Origin of the sequence: Acetobacterium wieringae (assembly GCF_023700225.1) — a bacterium.
Classification (GTDB): domain Bacteria; phylum Bacillota; class Clostridia; order Eubacteriales; family Eubacteriaceae; genus Acetobacterium; species Acetobacterium wieringae.
The window spans coordinates 1263299-1276238 of the sequence record NZ_CP097897.1 but is presented as its reverse complement, the minus strand read 5'-3'; the positions used below and the strand labels follow the sequence as shown (position 1 = coordinate 1276238).

General features: G+C 41.4%; 11 protein-coding genes. 6 read left to right on the top strand and 5 right to left on the bottom strand.

The genetic code is table 11. The features are described from left to right. Window positions 1–73 precede the first annotated feature (73 nt). Window positions 74–901: a DUF4391 domain-containing protein gene (locus CHL1_RS06190; protein ID WP_250935319.1), complete on the bottom strand. Its 828-nt coding sequence runs from the start codon at window positions 899–901 to the stop codon at window positions 74–76. A 303-nt stretch (window positions 902–1204) separates the two neighbouring features. Here CHL1_RS06190 and CHL1_RS06185 point away from each other — a divergent pair, with 303 nt between their 5' ends. Together CHL1_RS06185 and CHL1_RS06180 are read left to right on the top strand one after the other, a co-directional pair. Next, window positions 1205–3034 carry an HD domain-containing phosphohydrolase gene (locus CHL1_RS06185; RefSeq protein WP_250935317.1) on the top strand — a complete coding sequence of 610 codons (1830 nt, stop codon included), beginning with the start codon at window positions 1205–1207 and terminating at the stop codon, window positions 3032–3034. A gap of 318 nt (window positions 3035–3352) precedes the next feature. Beyond that, on the top strand, window positions 3353–4417 hold the full coding sequence (locus tag CHL1_RS06180) for a GGDEF domain-containing protein (protein WP_250935307.1): 1065 nt from the start codon (window positions 3353–3355) through the stop codon (window positions 4415–4417). 740 nt (window positions 4418–5157) lie between these two features. On the opposite strand, the gene CHL1_RS06175 is transcribed toward CHL1_RS06180, so the two are convergent. The 3 genes from CHL1_RS06175 to CHL1_RS06165 all read right to left on the bottom strand — a co-directional run bounded on the left by CHL1_RS06175 (window position 5158) and on the right by CHL1_RS06165 (window position 8211). Then, window positions 5158–5634: a universal stress protein gene (locus CHL1_RS06175; protein ID WP_070371285.1), complete on the bottom strand. Its 477-nt coding sequence runs from the start codon at window positions 5632–5634 to the stop codon at window positions 5158–5160. Between the two features lie 864 nt (window positions 5635–6498). Then, complete coding sequence (locus CHL1_RS06170) at window positions 6499–7131, bottom strand: DUF47 domain-containing protein (RefSeq protein WP_148637704.1); 633 nt, start codon at window positions 7129–7131, stop codon at window positions 6499–6501. Window positions 7132–7161: 30 nt separating this feature from the next. Beyond that, a complete protein-coding gene (locus CHL1_RS06165; RefSeq protein ID WP_070371283.1) occupies window positions 7162–8211 on the bottom strand; it encodes an inorganic phosphate transporter in 1050 nt (349 codons plus the stop codon). A 423-nt stretch (window positions 8212–8634) separates the two neighbouring features. On the opposite strand from CHL1_RS06165, the gene CHL1_RS06160 reads away from it, so the two are divergent. Further along, the gene (locus tag CHL1_RS06160; RefSeq protein ID WP_250935306.1) at window positions 8635–10065 is read left to right on the top strand and encodes a GBS Bsp-like repeat-containing protein; all 1431 of its coding nucleotides are present in this window, start codon (window positions 8635–8637) and stop codon (window positions 10063–10065) included. 64 nt (window positions 10066–10129) lie between these two features. On the opposite strand, the gene CHL1_RS06155 is transcribed toward CHL1_RS06160, so the two are convergent. Continuing rightward, a complete protein-coding gene (locus tag CHL1_RS06155) occupies window positions 10130–10333 on the bottom strand; it encodes a CsbD family protein (protein ID WP_070371281.1) in 204 nt (67 codons plus the stop codon). 190 nt (window positions 10334–10523) lie between these two features. Between CHL1_RS06155 and CHL1_RS06150 the strand changes: the two genes are divergently transcribed. From CHL1_RS06150 to CHL1_RS06140, 3 genes are read left to right on the top strand one after another with little or no spacing between them, the layout of a single operon-like run. Continuing rightward, window positions 10524–11246, top strand: coding sequence for an ABC transporter ATP-binding protein (locus CHL1_RS06150; protein WP_250935304.1), 723 nt, complete (start codon window positions 10524–10526; stop codon window positions 11244–11246). Next, the gene (locus CHL1_RS06145) at window positions 11243–11983 is read left to right on the top strand and encodes an ABC transporter permease (RefSeq protein ID WP_070371279.1); all 741 of its coding nucleotides are present in this window, start codon (window positions 11243–11245) and stop codon (window positions 11981–11983) included. The genes CHL1_RS06150 and CHL1_RS06145 overlap by 4 nt, the downstream gene beginning before the upstream one ends. Window positions 11984–11996: 13 nt before the next feature. After that, on the top strand, window positions 11997–12842 hold the full coding sequence (locus CHL1_RS06140) for a MerR family transcriptional regulator (protein WP_250935302.1): 846 nt from the start codon (window positions 11997–11999) through the stop codon (window positions 12840–12842). Window positions 12843–12940: the final 98 nt, after the last annotated feature.

The following is a 12940-nucleotide window of genomic DNA, read 5'->3' as shown; positions in this document are numbered from 1 at the left end:
CTTCGAATTGCTTTACAAAAAAACACCCTCGACGGGTGCTTTTTCTATATTGGTTTGTTGATATAATCATTTTTTAGATTAACGAATAATCAAAGCGGTTTCTTCTATTATCCCGCATCTTCATATATACATTGGGAAAATAAGCGCTTACTCCTTCAGGTTTTTCCTCCTGAGTCGTCACAATTTCCGGTTGATGGATTTCAATATGGGTCGACATTCCCCGTTTAATTTTTTGTAATTCCTCTCGTGTCGTTTTTAAATCTGTCGCTAGTTTAACCTGTTTGCCAAACTGCATTTCTTTTCCCATCTGACTTTCGAGATTTTTAATGGTGGCTTCCAGCCTTTCCAATTGCTCGAACTTTCCTGCTTGTTCTACTTTTTCAATCAGTTCATCATTTTTTTTCTGACTTTTATCGCTCCAGACTGGAAACGTTTTTCCAGCAATCTGCATAAAAAAGTTCTCATAAATCTGATCCAGATTCATGCCATTAATCTTCAGTGACAAATCATCAGCGCTCATCCAATTCGTCTGATGATAGTTTTGGCAATTGAACAAACCCGTTTGGGGATTAAGTGTCTGATGATCATAGCACCAAAGCTGACCCCACTCTTCGTATCGAACCAGGAAAACCGCATATTGATCAATTTCCCGGTTGATAATTTCAAGAATCGTGGAACTGATCGCCTGACGGTTTAGAATAATTTCGACGATGGCGATTTCTGTAACATTTTGCCCCGTTGGATGTGCGATTGTTTCGGGTGAAAGTGTATTGATCCAGATGATGCTACGAATTTCATCGATGAAAATCTTTTTTGACGCACTGTCGTCATTTAAATATTTATAAAACAATTCTTTGGGCAGTCGCTTGTATACATTGGTGGTTCCTGGCAAGTCAATCATGGCATCTCCTTCTCAAATTTTTTGTGTGCTGATTTTAAAGACAATGGCTTCTCTGTTTATGTAATCGACTAATCATCCAAAATACTTAGGTATTTTTGAAGCACCACCTGATTAACACCTCTAAAACAAGCCTGGCATATTTTTATCTAAACTTCAGTGCCTTTTACTCCAATTAGCTTTATACTTACCCAGAAATCCCTTTACTAATTATAATAATTAGTCTTCTATGGATGCACCCGCTTGTTTAAGAGCAAAATTTATTGGTATAAATATTACAAAGACTGTTAACTGGAGGCTAAATCAATGAAAAAGTTGCGCATCATATTGTTCATATTCTTTACTGGTCTTTTTTGTTATCTGCTTTCTCCAGCGGTCTTCGCAACGACCAATGATCTGGGAATCTATACTAAAGAGATTTTGATTGTTCAGTCCTATCAACGGGATTATTACCATACTCGAGTTTTGGAAGAAGGAATTGAAGCGGTACTTTTTGATTCAGGAGAAAAGGTTCGCATCCGGTATGAATTTCTAGATACAAAAAGCAGTCTAGATGCTGATAATTTTAAAGCCCTGGCTGAACTAATGACTCAAAAATATCAGCAGGTTTCACTGGATGGTATTATCCTTTGTGATGATGATGCCCTGCTGTTTTACAATCAGTATGGCAAAACAATCTGGCCCAATACCACTTATGTTGTCAGTACGGGCATCAATTCTCTGAGACCTTACAGTCAGGGGATTCCCGGTATGGTCATTATCGAAGAACGGCCGGATGTGTCAAAGAATGTTGCGCTGGCTTTAGAACAAAATCAAGCAAAAGCTATTAAAACGCTGCATTTTATTTATGATGAAACCACCACCAGTAACGAAATGCGCTCAGACATCGTGTCCATGCTTGCCGAAAAATACCCGGAATATGAAAGTCAACACTACTTTGACAAAACACCGGAGGAACTCAAAACAATCGTTGATAATAGCGGTGACACCGATCTGTTTTTCTATGTCTTGTATTCTCGGGATCGAAATGGTATAACCTACCATTATGATGAAGTTCCCCGGTACATTTTAAAAAACGCCAAGAACCCGGTGTATGCACTCTGGGATTTCTACCTTGGTACTGGAGTGGTTGGTGGCTACGTTGCTTCTTCCTATAAATATGGCGAAAGTGCCGCCAACACGCTGCTTGATCTCTGGGCCGGACAATCCGTTTCACCCTTAGTTTATGAGGATGGTTCACATTATCAATATATGTTTGATTATAATGTTCTAAAAACATATCAACTGAGTTATGTTCCGGAAGGCGCTACTGTAATCAATAAACCGGTCTCCTATTTTGAAAAAAACAAAAACTTGATTATTTTATTCTCTGTGATCGCCGGGGTACTGATCACCATTATTGGTCTCCTCCTCTATGCCATTCGTGAAAAGAATATTCTTAACCAGAAAACGGTCGAAATCGCTGATTTGAACCAGGAAATTGTGGATACTCAGAAGGTTTTGATTTCTAAACTGGGCGCTGTCATTGAAACCCGCTCGTTCGAAACCGCTAACCATGTCAAACGGGTCGCCCGGGTTTCTGCCTATCTGGCCAGGGAGTACGGACTCTCCGAGCGTGATGTGACGAGTCTCTCTGCGGTATCACCCATGCATGATGTCGGAAAAATCGGGATCGGTGAAAATATCCTTCATAAACCCGGCCGCCTTTCGGAGCAGGAGTTTGAAATCATGAAGTATCACACCAATATCGGTTATGAAATTCTGAAAAGCTCCGAGCGGGAAATGCTCCGTTATGCTTCTCTGTTAGCTCTGGAACATCACGAAAAGTGGGGCGGCGGTGGCTATCCCAGCGGTAAATCAGGGCTGGACATCCATATCTTTGCACGGATTACGGCGATTGCGGATGTCTACGATGCGCTTCGCAGTATCCGTTCCTACAAAGAGGCCTGGTCTCAGGAATCTGCTGTAGCTTATCTCCTCGAAGAAAAAGGAAAATTTTTTGAACCCAAACTGGTGGATATTTTTGTGACCAATATTGTTGAAATCGAAGCCCTTCGCAGCGCAACATCCGAGGATGAACTCAACGATTTCAGCCAGATGTATAAGTATTTGAAGGAACAAATGATGGACGAATAAGCGACAATTAGTCGTCAATTGTTCTTGCGTTGCAATTGTCCGCTTATGGGTATTCTTTAACAATGGTAAAATTTTTTAAGTTTTATTCGACTATTTCTGAATTTTATCCAATTATAGTTATCTCAAAATTAAAATAACGATGCTTTATCGTTATTTTTTCTTTTTTCCCATATCGTGTTTATTCACCTTGAAAAACAAACCGGTAAAATGTTACAATATGAGCCATATCATCCAGATTCCGAAAAAAGGTTGCATCCATAATCGTTTTATGGTTAACCCGACCAGGATGTGTTAATATCTATAAAGGAGGCCAGCATTTTGCATTTAAACAAGAATTGGTACACACACATCATTACATATTTATGGATTGCCATTGGCGTTTCATCGTCAGTGACACTGCTTAATCTGTTTTTTTCCAGTCTGGCTCCCCAATCTTTTTTCCTGGAACGCTTTCTATTCCCGCTTTTACTTGAAGTTATAATTCTTATTGTTTTAAAAAAGCTGATTCGCTTAAATACAACTGTCACCCCTTACTTTATCATCGTTGGATGTCAGGCCATTGTCATGATTCTGTTCATGGTTCATTATCCTGTTTTTTACGTAATGCTCTCGCTTTTTTTGATGCCCGTGCTTATCTCGATTTTTTTTCTGGATCTCAAACTGATTGACTTCTCTTTTTATCTGTCCCTTGCTGTATTTGTTGGCATGAAGTTGTTGTTCCCCCCGCTGTCAATGATGTCAGTAATTGAAGTTACGACATTTTCCGCCATTCTGGTGAGCGCTTATTTTCTTTCCCGGGAATTGACAAAACGATTTTCAGTTGTCTATACCGATATGGTTATCTCGGTTGAAAAAGAAAAAGAACTTTTATACCGTAACATTTACATGGAAAAGCTCACAAAGATGGATTTGGCTACAAACTTATACAATCATAAAACATTTCACGAGTATCTGGATGAGTTGGTGGCCCAATGTCGCAAACAACCCTTTAATCTTTCACTGGGATTGATGGATCTTGACCGGTTCAAAGGGATTAATGACCGCCAGGGCCATGGCAACGGTGATAAGGTTATTGCCACTGCTGCTGCTATCATTCGTGATAATCTGGAAGCCAATGATTTTGCTGCCCGCTACGGCGGCGAAGAGTTTGCCGTTATTTTTACTGAAAAATCACCGGAAGCCTGTCTTGAAATTCTTGAGCGAATACGAACCGATCTTGAAACGGCGGTTTTTGATACCATGCCTGATGAGGTTGTCACCATGAGCATCGGTTTTACCCCGTTCACCCCTAAAATGAGTAAAACTGACTTGTTCGAAGCAGCTGATGCCAGTCTGTATTCGGCCAAAAAAAATGGCCGCAATCAAATTCAATGTGCATCGTGATTCCAGCACTATCTCTTCGTCAGATTGATCCGACTTTCAAAGGCACCAATAACCACATCCTATTTTTAGCAACAAAAAAAGACTAATGCCGATTCTACGCTTTTACCTGTAGAATCGGCCTAGTCCAAAATCTCTGTTGTCATCCGTTTGGATTCCTCCTATGATTTTTTATCAAAAATCTTCTTTTTTCACTTTTTAAGTAAATTTCTCCAATTTTTAGGATGCTCTCGCTTTTAAAATTCGATTTGTTTGATACTCACCCGATTATTATTTACTAAATTTTTTACTTGATATTTTTGACTTCAGAACATTTTCTCGTTTCCAATTTAATATCGGATATGGCTTTCAGAAACCGTGAGAACTTTTCTTTTTTCAAGGATATTTTTCATTCATCGTTCATTTAATTCGTTGTGAGGTTACCTTCTTGTTTTAATTTAAGCACAATTTGTTTTAAAAATTATTTAAAACAAATTTTTCCTTTGCCGTTAATTTATTTGATTTAATCAGTCTCAATTTTTAAGTTGATGCTGATTATCTCATTTATAATTATTGACAACTTGGATCTTATTTACTTTTAAATGATCAGTTGATCTTTGATTAATTGTATTATAGCACCTTTTTGAAATAAGTAAATAGATTTTTTGTAAACGTTTGTATAAATATTACAAATGATTTGTAAAGCCGATTTAAAGCCATTCTCTCTGCTAAGGTACAGAAACCGTTTGTCACCTTTTTAAGCATTATTTAAGATCCTCATGAATCGATAATACCGGACAAGGTGCTTCTGAAATCACCCGCTGGGTAACTGAACCGGTAAAAAAGCGCTTAATTTTTGACATCCCCCGGTTACCCATGACAATCAGATCGAAGGCTTCCTCCCTGGCGATTTCCAGAATTTCAATGGAAGGTTCTCCGGTCACTACTAATTTTTCCAGATCAATACCGGAAAAATCAAATTCTGCCACAATAGTGTCCAGCATCTCTGCGGCCCGTTCTTCCAGTTGTGACATAATCTCCATTTCGACGCCACCGGCTGAAATGATGGAACCATCCACCTGATGCCAGAAGTTCTGGTTTCTGCCATAACTGGTTACATGGTTTTCTTCCACAACTGTCACCAGCTTCATCGCAAAATCATATTTTCGGGCAATCTCCATGGCTTTTTTCAGGGCGTTCATGGATGCCCTGGAACCATCAATGGGTACCAGTAATTTCATGATCATATCCTCCGTTTTTTTTTATCATGGCAATAAATTACGATTATTTTGTGCTCTGATGTTACTAAATATACCCCGTTTCGCTTTTAAAAAACAGCATTGTCATTAAAACGATAAACACCTATCGCCTAAATCCGGCCACGATCCGGCCTTAAAACTTTTTTACAATAATCAGCATCATTACTTTGTATTAAGCCAAAAAAGACTAAGACCGATTTTACATTTTTATCTGTAAAACCGGCCTAGCCTAAAATCTCTGTTGTCATCCGTTTGGACTCCTCCTATTGATTTTATCAAAAATCTTCTTCATCACTTATCTTTGTAAATATCGCCAACTTTTTGGAATCATCTTACTCTTTAGATTGGATTAATAACCAATACAATCGTTTAGAAATCTTTTCGTCATCATCTTCACCGAATGGTATTTCATGATCCCCAATGATCTTTGACTATTTCTATTAAGAGTTGTTAAGGTTATTACCACTCTTCATTTCGGAGCAATCTGTTTTCTCATTCAAATTTTTCCCACTGCCATTAAAACGAATCAATTGACCATTTGCTAATAGGTTACTTTAGTCTGGTAATTTTTATTTTATTGGTGAGCTGTGCGATTATTTACTTTTCAATGATCGAAATCACTAAAATTAGAAAATGATTGATGATCTTTGATTTAAAAATATTATATCACGTTATTATAATATGTAAATAGATAAAGTGTAAATGTTTGTATAGTTTTTGCGTACGTTCACATCAAGCCTGTAAATAGGCATCACAGGTTAAAAAATACACCCTCCGCTTTGCAAAAACAAAACGGTGGTGTATATAAAATAGCTACTTAAAACAAGCGCTTATACTTTCCCTGATTTAGGAGTTTTTTAGAATAATGCTGGAAATAATATCGGCCGCATCCTCGAAAGAGTCACAGCTTTCTTCAAAATAATCATAAATACGAATGAGAGCAATGGTTTCGATATGATCCCGTTTATCTATAAATAACTGTCTGACCGAGTGAACATAGAGGTCGTCGCCCTCGTTTTCCAATCGATTGATGGCAATAATTGCCTCATTTAAGGCTTTTGGTTTCTTAAAAGATTTCAGTTCTTTGATTGCTTCATGCAGACACGTCGCACTTCTGACAATCAGATCCATAAACTTAAACATTTCCGGGGTGATCTTTCCAATCTGGAACATATCTAAATATTTGAGGATGTCTTCAATTAAATCAATAATGGTATCCAGCGCACAGGCCAGATTGATAATATCTTCCCGCTCAATGGGGGGCAAAAAATCGCTGTACATAAATTCCATCATCTCATACTTGAGGTTATCTGCAGTTCGTTCCACTTCGTGAAGTTTGACCAGCTTCTTCTCCAAACTTTTGAGATCATAGTCCTGAAGCGTTTCATTGAGCATTTCGGATGCTTTCACAATCAAATTAGAAACAGCAATAAATTCCTTGTAATAGTTATACCCTTTTGTTTTAACTTTTTTTGACATAATGTCTCCCTTTTTTAAGATAGTGTTATTTTAGAATATTTGCATAAAAACCCAGGCCATAATAAATCCGACCAGGCCACACCCCGGGAAGGTCAATACCCAGGCTAAAAGCATCTCTCCAACTGTTGACCAATTCACCGAGGAAAACCGTTTAGCAGCACCAACACCCATGATTGCTGTTGTTTTGGTATGAGTGGTACTGACAGGCAATCCGAAAACAGATGAAATCAATAAACAGATTGCCGCTGCAAGATCTGCACTGAAGCCTTGGAAAGATTCCAACTTAACCATGTCCATGCCAACCGTTTTGATAATTTTCATTCCTCCAATGGAGGTTCCCAGGGCCATAACCAACGAACATAGAATCATCATCCATACTGGAATCACAAAATTCGTGGCGTCAGCATTCCCCTGTGCCAGAAATATCCCCAGCATAAAAATTCCCATGAACTTTTGTCCGTCCTGAGCACCGTGCATAAAAGCCATGGCCGCTCCGGCGCCAATCTGACCATTCTTAAAAAATACATTCGTCTGCTGTCGAGACATCTGTTTACAGATCAGCATCACTATTTTTACGACCAGAAAACCTAGCCCAAACCCTAATAGTGTCGATGTCCCAAGCCCATAAACGACCTTAATCCAGGCCTCTCCGTTAATCCCGCTAATTCCCCCTTGCAGTGCAATGGCGGCCCCAGATATGCCAGCAATCAATGCATGGCTTTCACTGGTTGGAATCCCGAAATACCAGGCGGCTGTCGCCCAGAGCACAATGGCAAAGAGGGCTGCACACAAAGCGATGAGCGCATCGTCTGAACCACTGAAATTTACCATGTTGGCTACCGTTTGAGCCACTGTCGCATTGATGGCAGTCATAACAAAAACCCCCAGGAAATTGAAGACAGCCGCCATCACAATTGCTTTTCTAGGCTCCAATGATCGGGTGGACACGCAGGTGGCGATAGCATTTGGCGCATCAGTCCAACCATTTACCAAAATTACCCCAAGGGTTAAAACTACAATGATGAGCAAAGCTGGATTGCCGGCAATGCTGCTGATAAAATCCGATAAAGTGATTGTCATATTTTTAAGAATACCCCGTTTCTCTCTACACATTCAAAAGTCTTTTTTGAATGTCATACTCGACTGTTTTTTTGCCGTACTCATTCTACACCATAAGTTCCCAAAATAGAACGCTTTTAACATAAATTTAACAAATTTTTAATCTGACACTCCTTTAAAGACGTTTTTTGTCCATATTTTAATGTCTGATCGTGAAATACAATCGAACTTTATGTGACAGTTTTATGATTCTTGCATTTTTTGAGTTTTTTTTATTGTAATTTATAGTAAATCATTGCAAAATTTATAATTAGGGTGTAAAATTTAAGTAACGAATTGTAACCGAATTAATTGGAATTATTGTAAATTAAGCCGATTATTTCTAAAACATACATTATCGATGCGAAATTTATATTAATACAGAGATATGGGAGGATACTGGAAATGAAGTTTTATCGTGGCGTCTTTATTTGTTTTGTTCTAATGATAGTTCTGGGTATTTACCCGGTTGCTGTGTTGGCAGAAGAAAGCAATAATAGCGGAACAGTGGTTACGACCATCGATGCCCAACCATTTGTTGAAACCCGGGAAATGCTCCCCGGTGATGTGGCTGCCGATCCCGGTTGGCCGGATGAAGCCTACCTGAATGATGGCATAAATAGTTCGTCGGTATTCTCACCTCGACTCAGTGCACCTGCTTCAGATAATGATTATTACTTTTCCAAAAATATATTTTATCTGGCTGGCTATGGGATGCCAAACTGTACCGCATACGCCTGGGGCCGGGCCTACGAAATTTTGGGCAGCAAACCGAATTTAAGCAATGGTAACGCCAATGAGTTTTGGGATTACAACCTCAGAAGCGGTGCCTACCCTTATGGCTCCACCCCTAAAGTCGGCGCCATTCTTTGCTGGGACGGCAGTTCCTGCGGTCATGTTGCGGTTGTCGAAAAAATTGAAGGAAATAAGGTGACTGTTTCAGAGTCGTCTTGGAGTGGTTCTTACTTTTATACTACCACTTTTACTGCTGGTACAGAAAATGCAGTTTCTGTTGGCGGCTTCCAGGGATATATTTATCTTGGTGACTTTGAACCTGAACCGGACCGTGATACCACCCCCCCGACAATTGCCAATGCCCAGATAACCGATCTCAACGATGAAGGCTTCACTATAACCTGTCAGGTTTCTGATGCGGATTCTGGTATTGCATCAGTCCTTTTCCCCACCTGGACTGATGCCAACGGACAGGATGACCTGGTCTGGCACCGGGCCAGCATTAGCGGCAACACCGCATCTTATCGGGTTTCATACAACCAGCACAATAACGAGCTGGGAACCTATTCCGTACACATTTATGCTTATGATGGTGCGGGAAACACTTCTGCCACAGCCTTAAGTGTTTCTGCACAAAAAAGTATTACCTGTTCCTACCAAACCCATGTCCAGGATTATGGCTGGCAACGCTGGAAAATGAATGGGCAAACCAGTGGTACTTCCGGAGAATCCAAACGCCTGGAAGCCATTGAAATTCAAGTAGATAACAAAGGCTATGATCTGGGCATTGAGTATCGCACCCACATCCAAAATATCGGCTGGCAGGATTGGAAACATGATGGTGAAATCAGTGGTACCTCTAATCAGGGCCTACGCCTGGAAGCCATTGAAGTCCGTTTAACTGGTTCTGATGCTTCCCGCTACGATGTTTATTACCGGGTTCATGCTGAAAATATCGGTTGGTTGGACTGGGCCAAAAATGGTGGTAGCTCCGGTACCGAAGGCTATGGCTATCGTCTGGAAGCAATCGAAGTGATGGTTGTTCCAGCTGGCTCCCCAGCCCCCGGATCAACTATCCGGGCATTTCAAAGTAATCGCTAATTAACTTAAAAGCACCTCAATGCCGAGGTGCTTTTATCTTTTTATCCTAAACCTTATGCGACGTTTATTTTTTGAATTTTTCTTTTAAATCCTCAATGGCTTTTTCGGCAGCTTCCCTGGTCATGCCATATTTTTCCTGAAGTTTATCAACCAACACTTTAGCATTGCCTTTTACCGCTTCCAGATCTTCAGTTGTCAGTTTCTCCCATTTTTCCTGTACATCCTCTTTGATCTGTTCCCATTTTTCTTCAAACGTGTCTTTATTCATTTTTATCCTCCCAAGATAAAGTGTAATTATTTTATTTGCTTATTTACCCGAATAAAAGCAATCTAAACAGCTAAACTGGCCCAGTCGTTTTAAATCTTACTACTGAAAAAAACTTAAAAATCACCCTTGACTCTCCCCGTGGAGGAGCATTTATACTTCAACTTGTAGCAAGAAATGATTGGAGGAAGCAATGAAAAACTGTATTGAAGTGAAAAATTTAAACAAATCCTATGGCAATCGGGTTGTGGTAAAAAATTTAAACCTCACTGTCAAAAAAGGTGAGGTGTTTGGTCTTTTAGGGCCCAACGGCGCCGGAAAGTCGACCACCATCGACTGTATCCTGGGACTGAAGTTATTTGAAAACGGCTCGGTTCAGGTTCTGGGGATGGACCCGACAAAAGAACGCAAGCAACTTTTTGAGCGGGTCGGGGTGCAGCTGCAGTCCTCCAGCTATCAGGGCAATATCCGGGTGGGTGAAGTCTGTGAAGAAATCGCCGCCCTTTACCAGTCACCTGCTGATTACCATGACTTATTGGCGCAGTTTAAGCTGGATCACTACCTCAAGCAACCGGTGGCCAAACTCTCCGGCGGCGAAAAACAAAAACTGTCGATACTACTGGCCCTGATCCCCCAACCTGAGGTACTCTTTCTGGATGAGCTCACAACCGGGCTCGACACCGAGGCCCGGCGGGAGGTCTGGCAGGTTTTAACGGCGCTTAAAGAAAAAGGACTGACGTTGTTTCTCACCTCTCATTACATGGACGAGGTGGAGGTGCTCTGTGACCGGGTCTGCATCATTAACCGGGGCGAAGCTCTGGTAACTGACACCGTACCCGAGCTGATTCGAAAAAGCCCCTATAAACGGCTGGAAGAAGCCTATCTCTGGTTCATGAAGGAGGAAATCGCCATATGAAAAAATTTTTTACCTTGCTAAAAGTCGAAGGCAAACTGTCGCTGCGCTGTATTGACAGCATCTTTTTCGGAGTCTGTATGCCGGTTGGCATAATGATCCTCATCGGTCTGATTGTCGGACAAAACCCCGCTCCCACTGATGCCGGATACACACTGATTCAAAGCTCGTTCGGGGCTCTGATCACCGTAGGAATCTGTGCCACGGCTTTTATGGGCATACCCTTGACCATCGCCGATTATCGGGACAAGAAAATTCTCAAACATTTTTTTGTGACACCGGTGAGTCCAACTATGTTATTATGGGTTCATGCCGTTATCAACATGCTGCTATCACTTGTTTCGGCACTGCTGATTTACGCCGTCGCCCGAACCTTCTTCGGATATGAAATCATTGGCGGAAAGCTCGCATTTTTCGGGTCTTACCTGCTGGTGATGGTGTCGATGTACAGTCTTGGGCTGCTGATTGCCAGCCTGTGTCGCACCGTTAAAACCGCCAATGTAGTCTGCAGTATTGTCTACTTCCCGATGCTGTTTTTATCCGGAGCTACCATTCCCTTTGAGATTTTTCCCCAACCGCTCCAGAACGTGGCCAGTTTTCTGCCTCTGACTCAGGGTATTGCCCTGCTGAAATCAACCAGTCTGGGACTGGAAACCAACCTGTTTCTTCCCCTGATGGTGTTAGTTGGATCGCTGGTCATGGGCATTATTTTATCCATCCGATTCTTCCGTTGGGAATAAGAAAGGAAAACAAATGAACGAAACCTATCAATGTCAACGCGTTGAAACCGTCTATTATAAGATCGGACTGTTTTCTAAAATCAACCGGGTCACCATCAAAGCGCTGCGCCACTATGACGAAATCGGCCTACTGCCGCCAGCGTTTATCGAAGAAACGACAGGCTACCGCTATTATACCTCAGCCCAACTCCCCCTGCTCCACCAGATTCTGGCCCTGCGGGATATGGGCTTTACCCTGGACGAAATCAAACAAGTCCAGGGCGGGATCCCGGAAAAAGAACTGCTTCAAAAAAAGCGGCTGGAGCTCATCAAAAAAATCGCCGCCGATACCCTGCGCCTGGCCCAGGTGGAATCCTATCTGGCAAAAAAAGATGCGGACACTTGCGACTACCACATCATCTTAAAAGACTTACCCGAGGTGATTGTGGCCTCGATGCGGACGGTGATCTCCAGCTACGATGCCCTGTTTGATGTGGTGCCGCCGATGGGGGCCGAAATGGAACGGCTGGGCTGTGTCTGTGCGGTTCCGGAATACTGTTTTAATATCTATCATGATGGCGAATACCGGGAAACCGATGTGGATGTGGAAATCTGCGAAGCCGTTACAGAAAAGAAGATTGATTCGGAAATGTTGACCTTCAAAGTCATCGACCGGGTCGAGCATGCTGCCTGCGTCCTTCACAAAGGTCCCTATGAAGGCTTCCCCAAAGCCTACAATGCGGTGCTGAAATGGGTTGAGAATAATGGCTATGAGATTATTGACAATCCCCGGGAGTCCTATATTGATGGACTCTGGAACAAGGATTCCGCCGAAGACTGGCTAACCGAAATCCAGTTTCCGGTCAGAAAAATCAGCTAACCTTTTTATTATATTAAGTGCTTGTTTAAGTTCTGATTAAAGAAAATTGATAGAATGATAGGATAAGATAGCGTTTATTAAATCAACTGATTGGAGTT